The organism is Kibdelosporangium phytohabitans (genome assembly GCF_001302585.1).
Taxonomy (GTDB): Bacteria; Actinomycetota; Actinomycetes; order Mycobacteriales; family Pseudonocardiaceae; genus Kibdelosporangium; species Kibdelosporangium phytohabitans.
In genome coordinates, this window is sequence record NZ_CP012752.1 from 10,637,779 (window position 1) to 10,660,800 (window position 23,022).

At 67.9% G+C, this 23,022-nt stretch carries 17 protein-coding genes; 7 read left to right on the forward strand and 10 right to left on the reverse strand.

Annotated elements, in window-relative coordinates; all coding sequences use genetic code 11:
• Positions 1-6: 6 nt before the first annotated feature.
• Together AOZ06_RS47515 and AOZ06_RS47520 are read right to left on the reverse strand one after the other, a co-directional pair.
• Entirely contained in the window at positions 7-1,035 is a 1,029-nt protein-coding gene (locus AOZ06_RS47515; RefSeq protein WP_054295392.1) for an LLM class F420-dependent oxidoreductase, read from the reverse strand.
• On the reverse strand, positions 1,032-2,189 hold the full coding sequence (locus AOZ06_RS47520; RefSeq protein WP_054295393.1) for a CaiB/BaiF CoA transferase family protein: 1,158 nt from the start codon (positions 2,187-2,189) through the stop codon (positions 1,032-1,034). Before AOZ06_RS47520 ends, AOZ06_RS47515 begins: the two co-directional genes overlap by 4 nt.
• Before the next feature lie 84 nt (positions 2,190-2,273).
• Between AOZ06_RS47520 and AOZ06_RS47525 the strand changes: the two genes are divergently transcribed.
• Positions 2,274-3,356 carry an alcohol dehydrogenase catalytic domain-containing protein gene (locus AOZ06_RS47525; RefSeq protein WP_054295394.1) on the forward strand — a complete coding sequence of 361 codons (1,083 nt, stop codon included), beginning with the start codon at positions 2,274-2,276 and terminating at the stop codon, positions 3,354-3,356.
• Here the strand turns inward: AOZ06_RS47525 and AOZ06_RS47530 are convergent.
• Positions 3,346-3,951, reverse strand: coding sequence for a TetR/AcrR family transcriptional regulator (locus AOZ06_RS47530; protein ID WP_054295395.1), 606 nt, complete (start codon positions 3,949-3,951; stop codon positions 3,346-3,348). The two genes, AOZ06_RS47525 and AOZ06_RS47530, sit on opposite strands and share 11 nt — an antisense overlap.
• Before the next feature lie 9 nt (positions 3,952-3,960).
• Positions 3,961-4,770, reverse strand: a complete 810-nt coding sequence (locus AOZ06_RS47535; protein WP_054295396.1) for an oxygenase MpaB family protein — start codon at positions 4,768-4,770, stop codon at positions 3,961-3,963.
• Between the two features lie 127 nt (positions 4,771-4,897).
• On the opposite strand from AOZ06_RS47535, the gene AOZ06_RS47540 reads away from it, so the two are divergent.
• On the forward strand, positions 4,898-6,274 hold the full coding sequence (locus AOZ06_RS47540; protein WP_054297443.1) for a WS/DGAT/MGAT family O-acyltransferase: 1,377 nt from the start codon (positions 4,898-4,900) through the stop codon (positions 6,272-6,274).
• A 117-nt stretch (positions 6,275-6,391) separates the two neighbouring features.
• Positions 6,392-9,958: a S8 family serine peptidase gene (locus AOZ06_RS47545; protein WP_157233640.1), complete on the forward strand. Its 3,567-nt coding sequence runs from the start codon at positions 6,392-6,394 to the stop codon at positions 9,956-9,958.
• 50 nt (positions 9,959-10,008) lie between these two features.
• On the opposite strand, the gene AOZ06_RS47550 is transcribed toward AOZ06_RS47545, so the two are convergent.
• From AOZ06_RS47550 to AOZ06_RS47575, 6 genes are all read right to left on the reverse strand, one after another.
• Positions 10,009-11,205: an acyl-CoA dehydrogenase family protein gene (locus AOZ06_RS47550; RefSeq protein ID WP_054295398.1), complete on the reverse strand. Its 1,197-nt coding sequence runs from the start codon at positions 11,203-11,205 to the stop codon at positions 10,009-10,011.
• Positions 11,202-12,488 carry an acyl-CoA dehydrogenase family protein gene (locus tag AOZ06_RS47555; protein WP_157233937.1) on the reverse strand — a complete coding sequence of 429 codons (1,287 nt, stop codon included), beginning with the start codon at positions 12,486-12,488 and terminating at the stop codon, positions 11,202-11,204. The genes AOZ06_RS47550 and AOZ06_RS47555 overlap by 4 nt, the downstream gene beginning before the upstream one ends.
• Before the next feature lie 151 nt (positions 12,489-12,639).
• Entirely contained in the window at positions 12,640-14,313 is a 1,674-nt protein-coding gene (kstD, locus tag AOZ06_RS47560; RefSeq protein WP_054295400.1) for a 3-oxosteroid 1-dehydrogenase, read from the reverse strand.
• A 563-nt stretch (positions 14,314-14,876) separates the two neighbouring features.
• On the reverse strand, positions 14,877-15,914 hold the full coding sequence (locus AOZ06_RS47565; protein WP_054295401.1) for an alpha/beta fold hydrolase: 1,038 nt from the start codon (positions 15,912-15,914) through the stop codon (positions 14,877-14,879).
• A gap of 84 nt (positions 15,915-15,998) precedes the next feature.
• Positions 15,999-17,537 carry a succinic semialdehyde dehydrogenase gene (locus AOZ06_RS47570; RefSeq protein ID WP_054295402.1) on the reverse strand — a complete coding sequence of 513 codons (1,539 nt, stop codon included), beginning with the start codon at positions 17,535-17,537 and terminating at the stop codon, positions 15,999-16,001.
• A complete protein-coding gene (locus AOZ06_RS47575) occupies positions 17,534-18,394 on the reverse strand; it encodes an SDR family oxidoreductase (protein WP_083472415.1) in 861 nt (286 codons plus the stop codon). The genes AOZ06_RS47570 and AOZ06_RS47575 overlap by 4 nt, the downstream gene beginning before the upstream one ends.
• Before the next feature lie 62 nt (positions 18,395-18,456).
• Here AOZ06_RS47575 and AOZ06_RS47580 point away from each other — a divergent pair, with 62 nt between their 5' ends.
• The 4 genes from AOZ06_RS47580 to AOZ06_RS47595 all read left to right on the forward strand — a co-directional run bounded on the left by AOZ06_RS47580 (position 18,457) and on the right by AOZ06_RS47595 (position 22,732).
• Positions 18,457-19,089, forward strand: a complete 633-nt coding sequence (locus tag AOZ06_RS47580) for a TetR/AcrR family transcriptional regulator (protein ID WP_225953077.1) — start codon at positions 18,457-18,459, stop codon at positions 19,087-19,089.
• A gap of 70 nt (positions 19,090-19,159) precedes the next feature.
• Positions 19,160-20,065, forward strand: coding sequence for an alpha/beta fold hydrolase (locus AOZ06_RS47585; RefSeq protein ID WP_083472416.1), 906 nt, complete (start codon positions 19,160-19,162; stop codon positions 20,063-20,065).
• Between the two features lie 102 nt (positions 20,066-20,167).
• On the forward strand, positions 20,168-21,496 hold the full coding sequence (locus tag AOZ06_RS47590; protein ID WP_054295404.1) for an FAD-binding oxidoreductase: 1,329 nt from the start codon (positions 20,168-20,170) through the stop codon (positions 21,494-21,496).
• Between the two features lie 3 nt (positions 21,497-21,499).
• Positions 21,500-22,732, forward strand: coding sequence for a class I SAM-dependent methyltransferase (locus tag AOZ06_RS47595; RefSeq protein WP_054297446.1), 1,233 nt, complete (start codon positions 21,500-21,502; stop codon positions 22,730-22,732).
• Positions 22,733-23,022 lie beyond the last annotated feature (290 nt).

Sequence of the window (23,022 nt, forward strand, 5' to 3'; positions counted from 1 at the left end):
CCCAGGCTAGGACACCCACTCCTTGACCTGTTCGACGAGTTTGGCCGGGTTCTCACCGATCGGGGTCACGCTCAACGTGGTCACCCCGGCCTCCTTGAAGGCCTGGATGCGTTCCTTGACGTAGCTCTCGGGCCCGACCAGGTTCATCAGCTCGACGAACTCGGCGGGCACGGCCGCGGCGGCCTCCTGCTTCTTGCCCGACAGGTAGAGCTCCTGGATCTTCTCCGCCTCGGCCTCGTAGCCGTACCGCTTGGCCAGGTCGTTGTAGAAGTTGCGGCCCTTCGCGCCCATCCCGCCGACGTACAGCGCGATGTACGGGCGCGAGGCGTCCCGCAGGTCGTCGAGGCCCTCGCCGATCGACAGCATGCCGCCCGCCACGATCTCCAGCTCGCCGAGCGCGGGGTCACGCTTGGCCTTGCCCTTGGCCAGCGCGTCGCCCCAGACGTCGTTCGCCTTCTCCGGGAGGAACAGCGTCGGCAGCCAGCCGTCGGCGACCTCGGCGGTCAGCTGGACGTTCTTGTCGCCGAGGGACGCGATGTAGATCGGGATCTCCGGGCGGACCGGGTGCGTCAGGATCTTCAGCGGTTTGCCCAGGCCGGTGCCCTGGCCCTCGGGCAGCGGGATCGGGTAGTTGCCCTCGTTGGTGATGATCTCGCGGCGCCAGATCCGGCGGCAGATGTCGATGACCTCACGGGTGCGGCCGAGCGGCTTGTCGTAGGGCACACCGTGCCAGCCCTCGATGACCTGCGGGCCGGACGCGCCGAGCCCGAGAATCGCGCGGCCCTCGGACACCGCGTCGAGACCGGCGGCGGTCTGCGCGATCAGCGCGGGCGTACGCGTGTAGATCGGCAGGATCGCCGAGCCGATCTGGACCCGCTCGGTCTTCGCGGCGACGTAACCCATCAGCGTCGGCGAGTCGAAGCCGTACGCCTCGGCGAACCAGACCTGGTCGAGCCCGGCTTTCTCCAGGCTGACGACCTGGTCGATCAGCTCCTTGGGGTTGCCCGCGTACATCACCTGCGTGCTGATCTTCATGTTTCGTTCCGTTCCTGTACGGCGCCGTGTGCCAGCAGTTCGTCGATGTCCTGGAAACCCCAGTCGGCCAGCGCGTTCCTGGTGTGCTGACCGGGCAAGGCGGGTGGGGTGCGCAGCTGCGCCGGTGTCTCGGTGAACCTCGGCGCGGGCGCGGGCTGGACCAGGCCACCGCGCTCGACGAGCGTGCCGCGGGCGGCGATGTGCGGGTGGCCGGCCGCTTCGGTGAGCGACAGGATCGGCGCGACGCAGGCGTCTGTCCCCTCGAACACCGCGGCCCACTCGCCGCGGGTCCTGGTGGCGAACACCTCGGCGAACCGCTTGCGCAGCTCAGGCCAGCGCGGGATCTCGAACTGGGTGGGCAGGCCGCCCTCGCCGTCGATGCCGAGCAGCCGCACGAACTCCTTGTAGAACTGTGGCTCCAACGGCCCGACGGCCATGTATTCGCCGTCCGAGGTCTCGTACACGTCGTAGAACGGGGCGCCCGTGTCCAGCAGGTTCACGCCTCGCTGCGGTTGCCAGACGCCTGCCGACGCGAGGCCGTAGATCATGGTCGCGAGGTGCGCGGCGCCGTCGACGATCGCGGCGTCCACGACCTGGCCCTTGCCGGTCTGCTCGGCGTGCCGCAATGCCGAGAGGACACCGACAGCCAGGTAGAGCGAGCCCCCGCCGAAGTCGCCGACGAGGTTGAGCGGCACCTGCGGCGGGCCGTCGGCGCGGCCGATGGCGTGCAGGACGCCGGTGATGCCGATGTAGGCGATGTCGTGGCCGGCGGAGTGCGCGAGCGGACCCTCCTGGCCCCACCCGGTCATCCGGCCGTAGACGAGCTTGGGGTTGCGCTCCCAGCACTGCTCGGGGCCGATTCCCAGCCGCTCGGCGACGCCGGGCCGGAAGCCCTCGATCAGCACGTGCGCCTGCTCGGCCAGCCGCAACACGACCTCGGCACCCCGGTCGTTCTTCAGATCGACCATGACCGAACGCTTGTTGCGGTTGAGCAGGTCGCGGTCGGGCGGACCCGCGACCGGGATCAAACCGGGCCGGTCGACCCTGACCACGTCCGCACCCAGATCGGCCAGGTGCATCGCACAGAACGGGGCCGGTCCGATCCCGGCGAGCTCGACCACGCGGACACCCGCGAGCGGTCCCGTGCTCACCATCGACCACCTCCTACTCGCCAGTAATTTATCGCATACCTAACACCGTACGGCTTGGTGTGAACTACGCCATGCAGAATGTCACCCATGGTGAATGCCGCAGTAGCAGCAGGACCTGACGCGGACATCCAGGTCCGCGAAATAGAACTGCCCACCCCGGGCCCACGCGACGTCCGCGTGCGGGTCGCGGCCGCGGGCGTGTGCCACTCGGACCTCTCGATGATCAACGGCACGTTCGCGCCGAAGTTCCCGCTCGTGCTCGGGCACGAGGCCGCGGGGACGATCGCCGAGGTCGGCTCGGAGGTCACGCGTGTGGCGGTCGGCGACCGGGTGGTGGTGAACTGGGCGCCCGCGTGCAGGCACTGCTGGTTCTGCCTCAACCAGCAGCCGTGGCTGTGCACGAGCGTGGAGGGCATGTCGAGCCTGCCTCGGGGCACGATCGACGGCGACCCGCTGCACGTCACCCTCGGCGTCGGTGCGTTCGCCGAAGAGGTCGTGGTCGACCAGGCCGGTGTCGTGCCGTTGTCGGACGGCGTGCCGTTGGACGTCGCCGCGCTGCTCGGCTGTGCCGTGGTGACGGGCATCGGTGCGGTTCGCAACACCGCCGGGGTGCGGCCGGGTGAGTCCGTTGTGGTCATCGGGCTCGGTGGCGTCGGCCTGTCGGCGATCATCGGCGCACGGCTGGCCGGTGCCGCGCCGATCATCGCGGTGGATGTCGCGCCGGAGAAGGAGAAACTCGCCCGGGACGCGGGCGCGACGCACTTCATCCTCGCGCACGACAAGCTGGCCAAGGAAATCCGTTCGTTGACCGGCGGCAGGGGCGTCGACCACGCGCTGGAGTGCGTCGGCAACTCGAAGACGATCCGGACCGCGTGGCAGACGACGCGGCGCGGCGGCAAGGCCACGATCGTCGGCGCGGGCCGCAAGGACGACCAGGTCAGCTTCAGCGCGTTGGAGCTGTACCACTTCGCCAGGACGCTCGGCGTCTCCGTGTACGGCTCCGGGGATCCCGACCGGGACATCCCGGCACTGGCCACGCAGATCGAACTCGGCAGGCTCGACCTCGAACCGCTTGTGTCGCACCGGATCGGGCTGGACGGCGTGGCCGGGGCGTTCGAGCGGATGAAGACCGGCACCGGCGCCCGGTCACTGCTCGTGTTCAAATCCTGAGCCAGGCAACCAAGTACGTTCGCGCGAAGGCTCGCATCTGGCGCTCGTCCCGCGTCGGGATGCGGCCATCGGGCGTGAGCACGATGGAGTGGATCAGTCGCGCCAGTGTCTCGGCGAGCGGCTCGGCGTCGAAGTCGGCGATCAGCCCGGCGCGCTGGTCCTCCTCGATCTTCTCCTTCAGGTAACCGCGCGCCAGCGCGATCACCGGCCCGCCGTGCAGCGTCAACCCGGGTAAGACGGCCTCGGGCTCGCTGGAGAGCAACCGGTTGAGCAACTGGTTCTCCCGCAACCCGCGCACGACGGCCACGAAGCCCTCGACCATCCGCTCCTCGGCGTTGGGGGCCTTGCTGATCTCGACGTCCACCGCGGCGATGAACCGCCGCACCTCACGCAGCCCGACCGCCGTGACCAGGTCACCCTTCTGCGGAAACCGCCGGTACAGCGTCGCGCGGCCGATCCCCGCCGCACGGGCCACGTCGTCCATGGTCGTGCGGCGCAGGCCGAATTCCTGGTACGCCTCCAGCGCCGCGTCGAGGATGCGGCGCGTGCTCTCGTCTTCCGGTTCGGCGGAGGCCCTGACCTCGGCGAGGAACATCCCGCGAGTCTACGGCCGTGCCGCGCGTTTGGCGGCCAGAGCCATCGGGTGGTAGCGGACCTTGTCGGGCAGCAACGGCATTCCCAGGCGCACCGCGAGTTTCAACGCGCCCAAGTTCCGATCCCCTCGTTCTGTCCATTGCAGACCGAACCGGGCGCGCAACACCGGCGGCAGCGTGCCGACCGTCGCGGTCAGGATGGCGTCCGACGACATCGGGCCGAGCAGCCGCCACACCGGCGGCGGGCAGCCCGGCGGGCACTGCGGACGGCGATCGCCCAGCGCGCCGAGCACCTTGCGGACCGACGCGTTGTCCTCGAGGCACTCGGCCACCATCGAGTCGAAGTAGCGGAAGAACCCGTCGAGGTCGTCCGGCATCCGCTTGGCGTTCAGGCCGAGCACCTCGCCCATCTCCCGCCATTCCCGGTACAGCCGCTCCTGCGCCGAGCGCGGTATCGGGGTGGCGTAGTTGGCGTGCGTGTCCAGCGTTCCTTCGAACAGCGTGGCGTGCACCCACCAGTACGCGTCCGGGTTCAGCGCACTGTAACGGTGTCCGTGATGGTCGATTCCCTTGAACGACTCGTGCATTTCCCTGAGCCGCTTGGCTTCGACGACCGCGCGGTGCTGGCCGTAGTTCATCGTCATCAACGAGTCGACCGTGCGGCGCAGCCGGTGCCACGGGCGTTGCAGGAAATCCGAGTACTGGGCGACTCCGGCGCCGACCGTGGGATGGGCGACCTGCAGCAGCAGGGCGCGCCCGGATCCGAGCAGCAACCGCCAGTCGAGGACGTGGCGCCAGGATTCAGAGTCAGGTCCGAGCATCACGCACCTCCTGAGACGAAGATACGCCCGGCGTCTCAGAATCTCCAGTTATCCGATCTTCCTGGCTACCGTCCGTGGCGGTAATCTCGGCTGGTCACACCGGGGACAGGAGGCGCCGATGGCGCGGATACCGCTCATGCCAGTCCAGGACTCGATGTTCCTGCTCGCCGAGTCGCGCGAACATCCGATGCACGTGGGCGGGCTGCAGCTGTACTCACTGCCCGATGACGCGGGCCCGGACTACCTGAGCCAGATCTACCACTCGCTGGTAGCCGACGAGCAGAGCGTGCAACCGCTGTTCCGGCGCAGGCCACGGCGCCCGGTCAGCAGCCTGGGCCAGTGGTCGTGGACCTCGGACGACCAACTGGACATGGAGTACCACGTGCGGCTGACGGCGTTGCCGCGGCCGGGGCGCGTGCGTGAACTGCTGGAGCTGACCTCACGGCTGCACGGGTCGCTGCTGGACCGGCACCGTCCACTGTGGGAGTTCTCGCTGATCGAAGGCCTGGAGGGGAACAGGTTCGCCACGTACTCCAAGGTGCACCACGCGCTGATGGACGGCGTGTCGTCGCTGATCCTGGCCAGCCGCGCGTTGTCGACGAATCCCGACGACCGGGACATGCCGCCGGTGTGGGCTGTGCCGCCGATGCAGCGACCGGACAAACCCAGTGGTAGTGGTGGCCCGCTGGAACTGCTGGAAAACCTCCGCGCCTCGGCGGCGGACATCGCGGGCGTGCTGCCCGCGCTGGTGCGCAGCGCCAACACAGCGTTACGCGAGCAAGCCAGTGTGCTGCCGTTCCAGGCGCCCCGGTCGATCTTCAACGTGCAGATCACGGGTGCGCGCCGGTTCGCGGCGCAACGCTGGCCGGTCGACCGCGTGAAAGCGATCCGCCGGGCAACCGGCGCGACGCTCAACGACGTCGTGCTCGCGATGTGCTCCGGCGCGCTGCGCCGCTACCTGCTCGAACTGGGCGCGCTGCCGGACCGGCCGTTGATCTCGATGGTGCCGGTTTCCTTACGCGCCAAGCAGAAGCGCAGCGAAGCAAGCGGCAACTCGGTCGGCGCGATCCTGGTCAACCTGGGTACGCACCTGGAGGACCCGGCGCAGCGGTTCGTCCAGATCCAGCAGTCCGCGCAGATCGCCAAGCGCTCGCTGGCCGAACTGAGCCCGCTGCAGATCCTGGCACTGTCCGGGCTGACCATGGCGCCGCTGGCGTTCGCGCCGCTGCCCGGCTTCGTGCAGACGACCCCACCACCGTTCAACCTGATCATCTCCAACGTGCCGGGCTCGCCGCGACCGTTGTACTGGAACGGCGCCAAGCTGGACGGCATGTACCCGTTGTCGATCCCGTACGACGGGCAGGCGCTGAACATCACGATCACCAGCTACGCGGACCAGCTGCAGTTCGGCCTCACCGGCTGCCGCCGCAACGTGCCCCACCTGCAACGCCTGCTCGGCCACCTCGAGGACGCACTGGCCGAGTTGGAGAAGGCCGTTCTCTAGCAGTACAAGAAGGCAGTCCGATAAATCCGGGACGGCCGAACCAGGGGCAACCCACCTGCGCTCCCAGGAGTGCTGTGGACGGAGGACCATCCTCAAACACAGCACAAGGGGCTTATCGTGCACAAACGACTAGTTGGCCGCACGGCGGTCGTCGCCGTGCTGGCCAGCGGTTTGTCGGTTCTGCCCGCTGCCGCGGATCCAGTCGCGGCGGCGGGGAAGACGGAACCGCCGAAAACCGTCACGCTGATCACCGGCGACAAAGTCACCGTGACCAAGCAGAACGGCACCTGGGATGCCAGGATCGAACCGGCCAAACGAGTCGGTGAGCGGGTCAGCTTCGTCAAGTCCGTGACCGCCAAGGGCGTCACGGTCATCCCGTCGACCGTGATCCCGCGGATCCATTCGGGCGCGCTGGACCGCGCGTTGTTCGACGTGACCAAGCTGATCGACCTCGGTTACGACGATGCCCGCACGTCTGAGATCCCGCTGCTGGTGGAGTCGCCGGCGGCGAAGGCGCTCGGCAAGGTCACGCGGGACCTGCCACGAGCGAAGATGTCCGCTGTGGCAGTGCCGAAACAGCAGGCACGCGAGCAGATCACCACGTCGGCACCGGGCAGGATCTGGCTCAACGGCAAGGCCTTCCCCACGCTGGACCAGAGTGTCCCGCAGGTCGGCGGCCCGGTCGCGTGGCAGGCCGGGCAGACCGGCGCGGGGGCGAAGATCGCGGTCCTGGACACCGGCTACGACCCCAAGCACCCCGATCTGGCCGGGATCGTCAAGGGCGAGAAGGACTTCACCGGCGAAGGCATCAAGGACACCAACGGACACGGTACGCACGTGGCGTCGACGGCCGCCGGTCGCGGCGGCAGGTACACGGGCGTCGCCAAGGGGGCCGATCTGGTGATCGGCAAGGTCTGCACGGCGAGCGGGTGCCCGTTCGACGCGATCCTGGAAGGCATGCAGTGGGCTGCCGACAGCGGCGCGAAGGTCGTGAACATGAGCCTGGGGGCCGGTGCGAGCGACGGAACCGGTCCGCTCGACACCGCCATCAACCGCATCTCGGCCGAGAAGGGCACGCTGTTCGTTGTCGCGTCGGGGAACTACGGCCCTTCCACGCGCGTCGGCACGCCCGCAGCGGCGGATGCGGCGCTGGCCGTGGCCAGCGTGAGCAAGCAGGACAAGTTCAGCACGTTCAGCCAGCCCGGCCCGAGGGTCAAGGACAACGCACTCAAGCCGGACATCGCCGCGCCGGGTGAGGACGTCGTCGCCGCGCGAGCCGAGGGCACGCTGGCGAACGAAGCCGTCGACGAGCACCACGCCAAGCTGACCGGAACGTCCATGGCGACTCCGCATGTCGCCGGCGCGGCGGCGATTCTGGCCGCGCAGCACCCGGACTGGACTGGCCGGCAGATCAAGGCGGCGTTGATGTCCAGTGCCAAGCCGGTGGACGCGACGGTGTTCCAGCAGGGCGCGGGGCGGCTCGACATCGGCCGAGCGGTGAAGCAGACGCTTGTCCCCAGCGTGGGCAGCCTGAGCCTCGGCGTGGTCAGGTTCCCGCACACCCAGCCACTCGAAGGCAAGCAGATCACGTACAGGAACAACGGCACCACGCCGGTCGTGCTGAAGCTGAGCACCGATGTCGCGGCGTTCAAGGTGAGCGCGGCCGAGTTGACCGTGCCCCCCAACGGCGAAGCCAGTACGACGGTCACGTTCGACCACACCAGCGTGCCTCTCGGCGTCCACAGCGGAAGGCTGGCCGCCACGAGCGGCGACGTCGTCGTTCAGACACCGGTCGGGGCGTACAAGGAACCCGAGAGCTACGACCTCACGGCGAAGTTCGTCGACCGTGACGGCAACAACCCGCAGCAGGGCTTGACGAGCTACGCCATCTGGATCCGCCTCGACGCCGGTGACGACGCCTTCGACGTACTGGTCGACAACCAGACTGCCCGGTTGCCCAAGGGCCGTTACGCCGTGGCGGGTTCGATCCAGACACCGATTCCCGGCCAGGTCACGCCGTCGGTCACGAGTGCCGCCGAACCGACGATCGACCTGACCAAGGACGCGACAGTCACGTTGGACGCGCGCAAGGGCAAGAAGGTCACCGTGCGGACCGACGAGAAAGACGCCCGGATGACGCCCAGCACAACGGGAATGGCGGTCGCGACCGGCCCCGGCGGGTACGGTGTCGGCTACTACAGCCTGAAAACTGATGACGACTACACCGTGCCGGGAACGGGAAACCACCCGCATTTCACGTACTTCGACCGGATCAGGATGGAACGCCCCGCGGTCCGGCTGACGGTGGACAAGCCCGAGTCGTTCGAAGTACCGGTCGAGTGGATCACGGCCTCACCCACCACGACGGACATGCGTGCGTTGACCGCGGTGGATGTCGGTCACGCCACGCCCGTCGAGATCGCCGCCCGTGACCTCAAGGGCAAACTGGCGGTGTTCACGCTGGACAGTGCGGAGGGCGTGGAGTACAACGCGCGGGTGCAGGCGATCGCCGACGCGGGCGCGAACTCGGCGCTGTTCCACTTCTCCGGCAGCGCGATCCGGATCATGGGGCCGACACCGATCCCGGTCGCGGTGACGATCCGCCCGGAAGGCGCACGGCTGGCGAAGCTGGGCACGGCGTCGGTCACGCTGACCGGCAACCCACCCAGCCCGTACCACTACGAGCTGGCGTACCCGAGCCACGGAAGCATGCCGGCCACTGTGGACTACCAGGCACGGGCCCGTGACCTGGCCACCGTCCGGACGACATACCGGGCGAACAGCGACGGCCAGACGGGGTACGTCGACATGCAGGCCACCGACCGCTCGATCCTGTTGGACGCCTCGATCGACATCACCCAGATCCCGTTGCCGCTGGAGCGAACCGAGTACTTCTCCCCGGTGTCATGGCTGACGGGGTTCGTCACGTTCGCACCGGGCGGTGAGCCGACCGAATACCTCGGCACGCGCGCGTTCAAGGCAGGTGAGAAGGCCACGGTGGACTGGGGGAAGTCGGTGGCCGGCCCGGGGATCACCGGCGTGGACAGCAGGTTCCGGCCGTCGCGGCTGGTGGCGCGGTCCGGTGACGTGATCACGGCGAAGCTGCCGTTGTTCTCGGACTCGGCTGGACATGCCGGGTTCTCGTGGTCCGACTTCGGGGACACGGGTGACACCGTGCTGTGCTCCGGCGGCAAGGAGATCGGCCGCAGCGGCCAGCCCGGCGAGGGGCGTTTCACGGTCCCGGCGGCTGCCGCCGACTACCGTCTGACCGCCCAGGTCCGACGCAACCACCCGGCGTGGCCGTTGTCCACATCGGTCAGTGCTGAGTGGACTTTCCGGTCAGCGCACACCGCTGCCGACACGCCACTGCCGTTGATCACGGTTGCCTTCGACCCGAAGGTGGACCTGACCAACCACGCGCCAGCGGGCGCGGTGGCAGCGATCCCTGTGCGAGTCGACCGTCAAGCCGGTGCACAGGGCGGCAAAGCAGAACCGCGCAAGGTCGAAGTGTCCGTCGACGACGGGAAAACCTGGCGCGCGGTACCGCTGTTGCGCGTCAACGACTCATGGTGGGTGATGGTCCAGAACCCGAAGTCCGGCTTCGTGTCATTGCGTGCCAACGCGTCAGACAGCGACGGCAACACCGTAGCCCAGACGATCATCCGAGCCTACCGCGTGACGTAAACCCTCGTGAGTGGTTGGTCCGGTTCTAACCGGACCAACCACTCACGAGGTCATTTCAGTTCGGCGGAGGATTTTCCGAGCAGGCGGCGGGCCACGATCAACTGCTGGATCTGCTGCGTGCCTTCGAAGATGTCCAGGATCTTGGAGTCGCGCGCCCACTTCTCCAGCAGGGTGTGCTCGGAGTAGCCGATGGAGCCGCAGAGCTCGACGCACTTGAGGGTCAGCTCGGTGACGACCCGGCCCGCTTTCGCCTTCGCCTCGGAGGCTTCCAGCGAGTTCGGCTTCGAGTTGTCCGCCATCCACGCGGCCTTGAGCGTCAACAGGTTGGCCGCTTCCCAGTCCGCTTCGAGACCGAGGTACGTCGCCGCTGCGGCGTGCTGCTGGTTGGCGGGTTTGTCGTAGTCGACCTCGACACCGGCTTCGGCCAGGAGCTTGGACGTCTCCTCGAGCGCCGCCCGTGCCAGACCGATCGCCATCGCGGCGACCAGTGGCCGGGTGTTGTCGAACGTCTGCATGACGCCCGCGAAACCCTGGCTGATGTCCGGGTCGCCGAGCAGGTTCGCCGCGGGCACCCGGCAGTCGGTGAACTGGATGACCGCCGTGTCCGACGCGCGGATGCCGAGCTTGTTCTCCAGCCGGACCACTTCCATACCCGGCGTGCCCTTCTCCACCACGAAGGACTTGATCGCCGCGCGGCCGAGTGCCTTGTCCAGAGTGGCCCACACGACCACGGCGTCGGAGCGTTCACCGGCGGTGACGAAGATCTTCTCGCCGTTGATGATGTAGTCGTCGCCGTCCTTGACGGCGGTGGTCTTGATGTTGGCCGAGTCCGAGCCGGTGTCCGGTTCGGTGATCGCCATCGACGCCCACAGTTTGCCGAACCTGGCCAGCTGCTCCTCGTTGGCCACCGACGCGATCGCCGCGTTGCCGAGGCCCTGGCGCGGCATGGACAGCAGGAAGCCGACGTCGCCCCAGCACAGCTCGATCGCACCGAGCACAATGGACATGTTGGCGCCGTTGCGGACCTGGTTGGACTTCTCCGTGCGCCGCACCGAACCGGCACCGGCGCCGCCCTCACCGGACGAGTTCATGCCGTCCAGCAGGGCCGCGAAGATGTCGAGTTCCTTCGGGTACTCGTGCTCGGCGATGTCGTACTTGCGCGAGTTCGGCCGGAAGATCTCGGCGGCGGCCTGGTGCGCCTGGTTGACCAACGCACCGAACTTCTTCGGGATCTCGAGGTTGATCACAGCAGCACCGCCCCTTCCATCAGGCCGACGGCTCGCAAGTCGCGATACCACCGCTCCACCGGATGCTCCTTGACGAATCCGTGCCCGCCGAGCAGCTGCACGCCGTCGCTGCCGATCACCATTCCCTTGTCCGCGCAGAGCTTGCGCGCCAGCCCGACCTCACGGGCGAACGGCAGGCCCTGTTCGGCGCGGGCGGCGGCGCGATACGTCACCAGCCGCATCCCGTCGAGTTCGATGCCGATGTCGGCGACCTTGAACGCCACGCTCTGCCGGTGGCTGACCGGCTCGCCGAACGCGACACGCTCGTTGACGTAGGGGATGACGTAGTCGAGCACAGCCTGCGCCGTGCCGACAGCGAGCGCGCACCAGCCGAGCCGGGACAGCCGCACGCAGTCGGCGTAGACCTCTTTCGCGCCGCCACCAAGCAGTGCCGTGCGCGGGACCGTGACGTTGTCCAGCACGAGACGGCCCATGGCTGCCGCGCGCAGGCCCATCGCGGGTTCGGCTTCGATCTGCACGTCGGTGGACTCGACGATGAACAGGGCGGGCGTGCCGTCCAGTTCGGCCGCGACCACGAACAGTTCGGCCTCGGCCGCCCTGGGTACCAGAGACTTCACGCCTTCGATGCGGTAGCCCTCCGGCGTCCGGCGCGCGGTCGTCTTGAGCGCGAACGGGTCGAACAGCGGCCGGGGCTCCAGGATCGCGAGCGCGGCGGCGGGCACGTTGTCGCCGACGAAAGCCGGGAGGTACATCGCTTGCTGGTCCCCGTCGCCCCACAGCACCAGCGCGTTGCTCACGGCCGACGGCGCCAGGCACGCGACTGCCAGGCCCATGTCGCCGTGGGCGAGGGCTTCGGCGATCAACGCACCGGACACTGTGGATCGTTCGCTGCCCGCCCCGCCGAGTTCCTCCGGCACGCCGAGCATGGCAAGCCCCAGTTCGGCGGAGGTGCTGAGCAGTTCGGCCGGTGGCTTGCACGCCGTGTCGGCCTCGGCGGCGGCCGGGCGGAGTTGCTCGGTGGCGAACTCGGCGACCGTGTCCCGGATCATCCGCTGGTCTTCGTCCGGTGTCAGGTCGAACAGGCCGCGCTCGGGCGCGGAGGGCAACCGGGCGGGCTTGCCGAGCTTGCTGACGGCCTGGAACGAGCGGGTCGCGGCACCCAGCGTGCGGAAGCCGGTCCGCGTCGCGTGGAACACCCCCCGCTCGATGGGCTTTTCCAGGCCGAACCGCCGCACGAGCCGTGCGCCGGCGATCCGGTTGAGCACCGCGAGCGCGATCCCCATCGCATCTCGCTTGTGCCGGTCCACCATGTCACCAACTCCTCGCATCCGAGTCTTAGCTACTGTAGAGTAGGTAAGACCCGGACGCGAGGGGACAGAAGGTCACGCAGACCACACGACAGAACGAAAGCCCAGATCAGACGGCCGGAGAATTTCAGACGGCGTTGGCGGCGATGAACCCGAAGGTCATCGCCGGACCGATCGTCGCCCCGGCTCCGGTGTAGCTGGTGCCCATCACGGCGGCGCTGGCGTTGCCCGCGGCGAACAGCCCACCGATCACCGAACCGTCCGCGCGCAGCACGCGCGCCTGCGCGTCCGTTCGCATCCCGCCCTTGGTGCCGAGGTCACCGGGAACGATCTTGAAGGCGTAGAACGGCGGCAGCCACAATGACGACAGGCTGGACGACGGCAGCACAGCGGGATCCGTGTAGTAGTGGTCGTAGGCGCTGTCACCACGCCAGAAGTCCCGGTCACGCCCAGCAAGGGCGAACCCGTTGAACCTGGCGACCGTCGCCCGCAGGGTCGCGGGCGGAACGCTGATCGCCGCGGCCAGGGCCTCGATCGTCGGCGCCTTCACCACCGCACCGGAGTCGTACCAGGACTGCGGGAACGGCAGCGACGGCGCCACGTCCTTGAACAGGTACCGGTTGCGGTAGTTCTGGTCGATGATCAGCCATGCCGGGACCATCGCCTTGTCGTACATGACATGCACGACGTCGCCGTACGGCGCTGCCTCGTTGACGAACCACCGCCCGGCTTGGTTGATCATCAGTCCACCCGGGAGCGTGCGCTCGGCCAGGCAGAAGTAGGGCTGGTCCGGCAGCGGGATCGCCGGACCCCACCACGCGTCGTCCATCAGGTCCAGCGCCGCGCCGAGTCGTTGTCCGGCAAGGATCCCGTCACCGGTGTTCGCCTTGGCTCCGACTGACCAGCCGGTCGGCTGACGTTGATACCGGGCGCGCATGGGCGCGTTGTGCTCGAATCCGCCGGAGCCGATGATCACCCCACGAGTGGCGCGGGTCAGGCCTTGTGGCGTGACGACCCCTTTCACCACGCCGTTTTCCACGTGCAGTTCGGTCAGGGGCGTGTTCAGCAGGACAGGGACGCCGGCTTGCTGAAGACCCGCACGCAGCCCACCAGCAAGCGCTTGGCCCATGGTCAGGGGTTTCTTACCGGCGAGCGCGGCGGCGGTTGCGCGTGCGGCGCATTCCGCGGCGACCGCGAATCCCTTCGCGTTGGCAGCGGCCAGGTTCAGCCACTTGTAGTCCGCGCTGAACACCACCAGGCCTGGCGGCGTCGGGATGTAGCTCGGGTTCAGCCTCGCCAGTTCGGCACCGAGGGTCTTGCCGTCCAGCATGTCCGGCTCGATCGATCGGCCGTTGGGCATGTCTCCCGGAAGCTCCGGGTAGTAGTCGCTGCAACCCTCCATCCAGCGGAACCGCAGCGGGCTGTTGGCCATCACGAAGTTCGGCATCGCCGGGCCGTGCTGGAGAAAGGCTTGCTGGCGTACGAGGGGGACCGTCGCACCGACGACCGCCGACATGTACGCGGCGGCCTTCTGCGGGGTGTCGGGGACTCCGGCGGCAAGGATCACGCTGTTGTTCGGGATCCAGATACCCGCTCCCGACCTGGCCGCCGAACCTCCGTACGTTGAGGCCTTTTCGATCACTACTGTTCGCAGGCCGCGTTTCGCCGCTGTCAGCGCGGCAGTCATGCCTGCCGCTCCCGCTCCTACGACTACTACATCCGACTCTGACGCTTCCGCGGGTGTGGCGAGGACTGCCAGACCCGCTCCCGCGAGCACACTTCTTCGTGTCGCCCCAGCCATGCCTCGACGGTAGAACCTGTTTCAGTATTTTTTCAATCAGACAGATGGAGCAGCTTGTTTCTGGTGAAACCTGTTCTTTTGCTTGTGCGGATTGGTTTGCTTCTTCGCACGGAACAAGCTGTTCCCTCGCCGGGGGCTGACCTCTGGACAGGAGTCCGTGGGTGGCGTCGCTACCTGAATTTCTCCGGGAGATTCCGGGATTTTGGGGCGTGGGTGCCTCCTGCGCTTGCGCGCGAGACTGTCGCGGGTCGCTCCGCGCTCACGCGCACGACACCTGCTCCGGGAGTGGGTCGCAGCCCGAAAGCCCCGAAAACCCAAAATTGGCGCCGATTTTACAAGGGGTAGGGGCGCCCATCCGCTTGTCCGGGCGAGGAGAACCCCGCGAGCATACGAAACCGCTCAAGCATGCCCCACTGGGCGGGGCTCCACCTTTACGGCTCTCCGTGGGCGCCCCAGGACCCCTCGTCAAATCGGCGCCGCCCCAACCCACCAAGAGCCCACGACCACAAGCATGCGCAAAGCCGACCACAACCCAGTATGCGTCAGACCCCGGTACCAAGCGATCACTGCTGGGCATGCGACGAGAGGAAGGAATCGATCACCTTCCACGTCGTATCCCTCGCACTGCGACCAGTCAGCACACCGAGGTGACCCCCTGGGCACACTTCGAACCTCACCTCCGGCGCCTTGTCCAGCAGCCGGGTCAGCCTGCGGACGGCGGGCTCCGGCGCGATCCCGTCCGTCGCACCGGCGAGCACCAGCACCGGGACCTTGATCTCCGCCAACGAGATCAGCCTGCCCTCAACATCGACTACGCCGTCGTGCAGGTCGTTGCCGCGGAAGAAGCGGTGGTAGATCTGGCCGAACGTCCTTCCCGGGTAAGCGACCATGTTGTCCATGAAGCGATCTACCGCCTCGATCTGCGCCAGGAATTCCTTGTCGTCGAGGTGCGTCAGCAGCGCCAACGGCTTGGTGACGTACTTGTCCACCGAGCTCAACTGGAACGCCCACCGCACCAGCTGCCTCGGCGCACCGCCGAGCAGACGGTACGGCGCGGTCAGCACCCAGCCGCCGGTCAGCTCCACGAGCGGGCGCGCGGGCGCGACCAGGGGGATCGCGGTGAAGTCGATCGGGCTCGCGACCGTGGTCAGCGACGCGATCGGCAGGTCGGCCTGGTCGGCGGTGGTCAGCAGGGACAGGATGCCGCCGAGGCACCACGCCACGACGTGCACCGGCCGCCCGCCCGCGTCCTTGCTGGCCGCGCGGATCGCCCGCGGCAGGACCTCGTCGATCCAGTGCTCGATACCCAGGCCGCGGTCGGAGAAGCTGACTGAGCCGTAGTCCACCAGGTACGTCGGCCTGCCCTGCTCGACAAGATGCTCGGCCAGGCTGCAGCCGCGGCGCAGGTCGAAGCACAGCGCGGGCGCGGCCAACGGCGGTACGAGCAGCACCGGGTCGCCGGAGGCGTCACCGGTCATCCGGTAGACCCACCGGTTGGGACCGTGGTCGACCAGGACCCGCGGCGTCGGCCGCAGGTCCGCGACGCCGCCGTTGAACACCTTGTCCAACACGTTCGAAGCTGCTGCCGAAACACTCACCATGTGTCAATTATGGGCTGCCGCATCCATCCGGCAGCGCGAAAGCCGGTGTGACCTATTCGGCGATCCCGACGAGTGGGATCTGCCTCACCGGATACCGGCCTTGCGCACGGTCCGCAGCAACGCCTGCATTCCCTTGGCGTACCAGCCGAACGGCAGCCACCTCGGCGGTGTGGACAACGGGACGCGCTGCACCGAGACGTTCTGCGCCTCGGTGTACTTCAGCAGCCCTTCGATTCCGTTCCGCCGTCCGACCCCGGAGTCCTTCATGCCGCCCATCGGCGCGTCCGCGCTGCCGAACCCGACCACGTGACCGTCGTTGATGTTCACTGTGCCCGCTTTGAGCCGCGCAGCGACTTGCTCGGCGTGCGGCACGGATTTGCTGTAGACGCTGGCGTTCAGCCCGTAGGAAGTGGCGTTGGCGCGTTCGATCGCCTCCGCGTCGTCCACCACGCGGTAGACCGCCACAACCGGACCGAAGGTTTCGTTGTCGTAGCAGAGCATCTCCGGCGTGACGTCCGTCAACACCGTTGGCTCGTAGAAGAACGGGCCGAGCTCCGGCCGTGGTTTGCCGCCGGTCAGCACGGTCGCGCCCTTGGCACGCGCGTCTTCGACGTGCCGCGTCACCGTTTCCAGCTGCCGCTGGGAGGTCAGCGAGCCCATGTCCGCGCTGTAGTCGAACGTCGCCGCGAGGTTCATCTTGGCCACCTCGTTGACGAACCGCTGCGTGAAGTCGTCGTACACGGCGGTGTGCACGAACAAGCGCTCAGGCGACATGCAGAGCTGGCCGGAGTTGGAGAAGCACGTCTGCACGGCACCGGCCACAGCTTTGCCGACACTCGCGTCCGACAGCACCAGCAACGGGTTCTTGCCGCCGAGTTCGAGCGAACAGCCCACGAGGCGATGCCCGGCGCGGGCCGCGACCTCACGGCCGGTGCGCGTCGAACCGGTGAACCCGATGTAGTCGGCAGTGTCCACAATGGCACTACCGACGACCGGCCCGTCACCGATCACCACGCGCAGCAGCCCGTGCGGCAGGCCGGCCTGGTACAGCAGATCGACACCGTACAAAGTGCACAGCGCGGTCTGCGTGTCCGGCTTGAGCACCACCGCGTTCCCAGCGATCAACGCGGGGATCAGGTCGGTGAACGCCAGCGCGAACGGGTAGTTCCACGGCGTGATGATCCCGACGACACCCTTGGGCGCGCGCAGTTCCACGGTCTTCACCAACCCGGGAACCATGCCTTCCCGGCGACGCGGCGCCAGCAGCTTCGGGGCCTTGCGGGCGTAGTAGCCGACCGTGACCAGCGGCGCGGACACTTCGAGAAACGCGTCACGCCGTGACTTCCCCGTCTCGGCCTGCAGGATGTCGAGCAGTTCGTCGGTGTGCCGCAGCAACAGGGCGTGGAACCGTTCGAAGATCGCGACCCGGTCGGCGACCGCGACACCCGCCCACAGCCGCTGCACCTGCCGCGCGGCCTCGACAGCGTCAGCCACGTCCCGCGGCGACGAGCGCGGCACCTTGGCCAGCGTGCCGCCGTTGTAGACGTCCACCGTGCCCGCGGTGTCCGCCGAGGCGGCTGAGACCCGGTCGCACAGCCTGGCGACCAACGCGTCGCTGATCATTTCTTCATCCCGTGCGCCTCGTCGGCCGCGGGCGCGCTCGCCGCGGCGCGTGATTCGTATCCGGCCCGCTCCGACGAGTGTGCCGCGTCGGCGAGGACGCGGTCACCTTTGAGCGTGCGGACCATCCACTCACCGAAGGCGCGCGGCATCAGGCGGCCGACGCGGTTGAGCGTACCGACCGACTTCGGCACGTAGACCTCGAACTTCGGGTTGCGCAGCGCGTCCACTGTGGCCGCGGCGACCTGCTCGGGCGAGACGGTCTTGACCGGGCCGTCGTTGGTGACGCCCGCGGTGAGCTCGGTCCGCACGATCGCGGGCATCACCAGCGTCGTCTCGACGCCCGAGCCCCGCAGCTCCAGCCGGACGGCCTCGGTCAGCCCGACGACGCCGTGCTTGGTCGCGCAGTACGTTGCGGCACCGGGGAAGCCGCTCTTGCCCGCGGCTGAGGCGACGTTGACGATGTGTCCGGTCGCGCGCGGGCGCATGCGTTTGACCGCCTCGCGGGTGCCGTGGATGACGCCGTGCAGGTTGATCTCCAGCTGGTGCATGGTGGTGACGTCGTCCTCGTCCTCCAACCGGCCGAGCGGCATGATCCCGGCGTTGTTGATCAGGACGTCGATCGGGCCGCTGCGGCTCTCGACCTCGTCGAGGAACTTGGTGAACCCGGCCGGGTCGGTGACGTCCAGGTGCAGGGCGAGCGCCCCGAGCCTGGCGGCCGTGGCCTCGGCCATCGCGAGGTCGAGATCCCCGATGACGACCTTGGCACCGGCTCTGACCAGTGCATCGGCCATGGCGGCGCCGATTCCGCGCGCACCGCCCGTGACCACTACGACCTTGCCTGAGAGCGAACGCGCCACGCCGCACCTCCGGATCGCCGGACAACTCAACTAACATACACACGTGCAGGTATTGTTGCCCCATGCCGGCGACAAGAACTTCGAAAACCGGCCGTACGCAGGAAGAACGCAGCGCGGCGATGCGCTCGCGGCTGCTCGACGCGACCATCGACTGCCTCGTCGAATACGGCTACTCAGGAACGACGACGACCCGGGTGGCCGACCGCGCGGGCGTGACCCGCGGTGCCCAGGTCCACCACTTCCCCACCAAGGCCGACCTGGTCACAGCGGCCGTGCGGGACATCGCCCACCGCCGCGCCCGGCTGGCGGACGAGCGGATGGACGAGCTGGCGACCTCGACCGACCCGATCGGTGACACCCTCGACCTGCTGTGGGAGATCCACCAGGGCCCGATCTTCGCCGCGAGCACCGAACTGCTGCTCGCCGCACGGACCGACGCCGAGCTCCGCGCCCTCGTGTCCTCGGTGGAGCCGGAGATCAGCGACGTGCTCGTCACCTTCGGCCAGCGCCTCTTCGGCCCGAAAGCCGACACAGCGCAGTTCCGCCACTACGCGTACACGGCGATGGACACCATCCGCGGCCTGCTGATCGGCTCATGGGCGTACCCCGACGACTCCCAGCTCGACGCCCGCTGGCAGCGCGCGAAGGCCTGCCTGCGCCTGATCGCCCCGGCAGGCCTGGCCACGGTGCACTAGGGCTAGCCCCACCACCCCTCGGGGGGCGCGCATGATGGTCCGGGGACCGGCCTGACTCCAGGCTTGGGGCATGCCCAGCACTCGCCGGAGTTTCCTCGCGTTGACCGCGGCCGGGGTCGCGTCCCTCGGCGTCGCCAGCCCGGCGCATGCCGCCGAACGGATCAGCCCGCTGAAGATCAGGACCTGCGTCGGCACGTTCGACGCGGTCGCCGCCGGTCCCCGCAACGGCCGGAAAGTCCTTCTGCTGCACGGCTTTCCCGAGCTCGGGATCGAGTGGGAGGACCAGTTGCTCGCGCTCGCGTCCGCCGGGTACCGGGCGGTGGCGCCGGACCAGCGCGGCTACTCGGCGGGAGTGCGGCCACCGCAGATCGCGGACTACGGGCTCGACTACGGCGTGAACGACGTCGTCGCGATCGCGGACGCGTTGGGGTGGTACAAGTTCGACCTCGTCGGACACGACTGGGGTGCCTGTGTCGCGTGGATCGCCGCGGCGCGTTACGAGTATCGCGTGCGGACACTGACGGCCGTCTCCGTGCCGCACCTCGGTGCGTTCGCCGAGGCGTTGCGGGTGGATCCCGACCAGCGGGACAGGTCGGAGTACATGGACCGCTTCCGGCAGCCCACGCCGATCCCCGAGAACCAGATCCTCGGGACCAAGCTCACGCTGCCCGGCGTCCCCGAGCGCAAGTGCGCGATATACCAGGAACGCCTCAACCAGCCGGGAGCGTTGACCGCCGCGTTGAACTGGTACCGGGCCAACGACTTCACGGGGTACGAACAGAGTGTCCGCGTGCCCACGCTGTTCATCGCCAGTGACAGTGACCCGTTCGTGGCTCCTTACGGCGTAGCGCAGACCCACCGATGGGTGAAAGGCCCGTATCGCCTGGAGACGCTCAAGGGTGTCGGCCACAGCGTGCCGGAGGCCGCCCCCGGTGCGACGTCAGCGTTCCTGCTCGACCACCTGCGCAGGTACTGAGTCCTACGTGGACGCCCGGATGGGCGTTTTGTCCGCGGCCGGCCCGGCGTTGTCCGAAAATCACAATGCTGGGTCGTGCGCACAGGCCTAGCATCGGTTGGTATGGGCAACCAACAGGCCCTGGTGGGCCACGATCGGGCTGCGGCGACGTTACGAGCCCAGTACGCGGCACTGCCCCAGGGCACGCCGGTCCGGCTGGCGAAGTCCACGTCGAACCTGTTCCGGTTCCGCGACCCGGCCACCCGGACTCTGGATGTCAGCCGGTTCGCGGGCGTGCTGAACGTCGACGCCGACGCGCGGACCGCGGACGTCGGCGGGATGACCACGTACGAGGACCTGGTCGACGCGACCCTGCCGTACGGCCTGATGCCGCTGGTCGTGCCGCAGCTGAAGACGATCACGCTCGGCGGCGCGGTGGCCGGGCTGGGTATCGAGTCGACCTCGTTGCGCAACGGCCTGCCGCACGAATCCGTGCTGGAGATGGAAATCCTCACCGGCGACGGCCGGCTCACGCGGCTGGAGCGGGGTGACGAGCAGTTCCGGGCGTTCCCCAACTCGTACGGCACGTTCGGTTACGCGCTGCGGCTGAAGATCGAACTCGAGCCGGTGAAGCCGTACGTCGAACTGCGGCACGTCCGGTTCGACGACCCGGCGGTGATCGCCGAGCACATCGACGCGGACTTCCTGGACGGCACGGTCTTCGGGCCGGGCGAGCAGTACCTCACCATCGGTCGATTTGTCGACAAACCAACACACCGTCCGAGTGACTACACGGGGACGGAGATCTTCTACAAGTCCATCCGGGAGCGTTCGGCCGACCTGCTGACCGTCCGGGACTACATCTGGCGATGGGACACCGACTGGTTCTGGTGCTCCCGCGCGTTCGGCGCCCAGATCCCCTGGGTGCGCAAACTGTGGCCGAAGCAGTACCTGCGCTCCGACGTGTACCGCAAAGTGGTCGCGTTCGACCGCAAGTACGGCGTGACCAAACGGGCGAGGCAGCTCAGGGGCGCCCCGGACCGCGAGCCGGTGATCCAGGACGTGGAGATCCCACTGGCCCGGCTGGCCGAGTTCCTCGAGTTCTTCCACCGGGACATCGGCATCAGCCCGGTCTGGCTCTGCCCGGTGAAGCTGCGCGACGGCACGACCTGGCCGCTGTACCCGATGGACCCGGACACGCTGTACGTGAACGTGGGGTTCTGGGCAACGGTGCCGTTGGCGCCGGGGCAGCGGCCGGGGCACCACAACCGCCTCATCGAGCAGGTCGTCACCGACCTCGGCGGGCACAAGTCGTTGTACTCCGAGTCCTTCTACTCGCGCGAGGGCTTCTGGCGGTTGTACGACGGTGAGCGCTATCGCGCCATGAAACTCCAGTTCGATCCGGACGGTCGGTTGCCCGACCTCTACGACAAGTGCGTGCGGGGTAGTTAGATGATGCGAATCGCGGAAGCCATCTACGAGGTGACCGGCCCAGACGTGCCGGTCGAGTTCGTCGCCTACGACGGCAGCCGGGCCGGTGCCCAGGATGCGCGGGTGCGCGTGGACGTGAAGTCCCCGCTCGCCCTCTCGCACATCGCCAGCTCGCCCAACAGCCTGGGCCTCGTGCGGGCCTATGTGACAGGTGCGCTGGAGATCGTCGGCGACATGTACACGGCGCTGGCCTCGATCCCGGAGGTGCGGCTGAAGGAGATCCCAGCGTCGCTGCGCGTGAAACTGGCGGCGAAACTGGCAGGGGCAAGGCTGCTGTGGCCGACGAAGCCCCCGGCGCAGGAAAGAAGACTGGCCGGGGAACGCCATTCGAGGATGCGGGACGCCGAAGCCATCTCCCACCACTACGACGTGTCGAACAAGTTCTACGAGTGGGTGCTGGGCCCATCGATGGCGTACACCTGCGCGGTGTACGAGACGGAGAACTCGACGCTGGAAGAAGCCCAGTACGCCAAACACGACCTGGTGGCGCGAAAACTGGCGCTGCGGCCAGGAACGCGCCTGCTGGACGTGGGCTGCGGCTGGGGCGGGATGGTGATCCACGCGGCGAAGCACTACGGCGTGCAGGCGCTGGGCGTGACGCTGTCAGCGAACCAGGCGGAATGGGCACAGAAGCGGATAGCCCAGGAAGGCCTGGGAGACCTGGCGGAAGTACGGCACATGGACTACCGCGCGGTGATGGAGGGGAACTTCGACGCGATCAGCTCGATCGGCCTGACCGAGCACATCGGAGAAGCGAACCTGGAAGCCTACTTCGAGCTGCTGTACAGCAAACTGAAGACCGGCGGAAGAATACTGAACCACTGCATCACCCGCCCGGACAACCTGAGGAACGCCCAAACCCGCGGCTTCATCAACAGATACGTCTTCCCGGACGGAGAACTGCTGGGCCCGGGAAGAATCCTGTCCCAGATGCACGACACAGGCTTCGAAGTTCGGCACGAGGAAAACCTCAGGGAGCACTACGCCCGCACCCTCGCGGGCTGGTGCGACAACCTGGAGCGCAACTGGGAAGAAGCCGTCAACGAAGTAGGCCCCCACACAGCCCGAGTGTGGCGTCTGTACATGGCAGGCTCAAGGTTGGGCTTCGACAGAAACTGGATCCAACTACACCAGATCCTGGGAGTGAAAACCGACAGCCGTGGCCACTCAGGAATGCCACTGCGCCCAGACTGGTAAACGGCCCGAGCGCCCGCGCATCGAAGGACACACACCTGGGGCCCGGGCTCTGGAGACGAAGGACACCGACCACAAGCTCCTGCCCCGAGGTCTGCTCCCGGCGAGGGACATCTTGTTCCGTGCACTGAACCGCAGCGTTCGACACCGGGTCATAGCTGGGAGGTGAGCACGGAACAAGCGGGTCCCTCGCCGGGAGGCAGACCTCAAGGCAGGAGCCGGCGGTGGGTGTTCTTCCAGACCACAGCCGAGACCTTGATGCGTGTACTGAGAAGGCGTGGGCGCTCCTGCCC

Coding starts and splice junctions, on each gene's coding strand:
- AOZ06_RS47570 (WP_054295402.1), bottom strand. CDS start 17,537: ATGATCAGCGACGCGTTGGTCGCCAGGCTGTGCGACCGGGTCTCAGCC.
- AOZ06_RS47590 (WP_054295404.1), top strand. CDS start 20,168: ATGGGCAACCAACAGGCCCTGGTGGGCCACGATCGGGCTGCGGCGACG.
- AOZ06_RS47515 (WP_054295392.1), bottom strand. CDS start 1,035: ATGAAGATCAGCACGCAGGTGATGTACGCGGGCAACCCCAAGGAGCTG.
- AOZ06_RS47565 (WP_054295401.1), bottom strand. CDS start 15,914: ATGGTGAGTGTTTCGGCAGCAGCTTCGAACGTGTTGGACAAGGTGTTC.
- AOZ06_RS47580 (WP_225953077.1), top strand. CDS start 18,457: ATGCCGGCGACAAGAACTTCGAAAACCGGCCGTACGCAGGAAGAACGC.
- kstD (WP_054295400.1), bottom strand. CDS start 14,313: ATGGCTGGGGCGACACGAAGAAGTGTGCTCGCGGGAGCGGGTCTGGCA.
- AOZ06_RS47585 (WP_083472416.1), top strand. CDS start 19,160: ATGCCCAGCACTCGCCGGAGTTTCCTCGCGTTGACCGCGGCCGGGGTC.
- AOZ06_RS47520 (WP_054295393.1), bottom strand. CDS start 2,189: ATGGTGAGCACGGGACCGCTCGCGGGTGTCCGCGTGGTCGAGCTCGCC.
- AOZ06_RS47555 (WP_157233937.1), bottom strand. CDS start 12,488: ATGGGGATCGCGCTCGCGGTGCTCAACCGGATCGCCGGCGCACGGCTC.
- AOZ06_RS47530 (WP_054295395.1), bottom strand. CDS start 3,951: ATGTTCCTCGCCGAGGTCAGGGCCTCCGCCGAACCGGAAGACGAGAGC.
- AOZ06_RS47595 (WP_054297446.1), top strand. CDS start 21,500: ATGCGAATCGCGGAAGCCATCTACGAGGTGACCGGCCCAGACGTGCCG.
- AOZ06_RS47535 (WP_054295396.1), bottom strand. CDS start 4,770: ATGCTCGGACCTGACTCTGAATCCTGGCGCCACGTCCTCGACTGGCGG.
- AOZ06_RS47525 (WP_054295394.1), top strand. CDS start 2,274: ATGGTGAATGCCGCAGTAGCAGCAGGACCTGACGCGGACATCCAGGTC.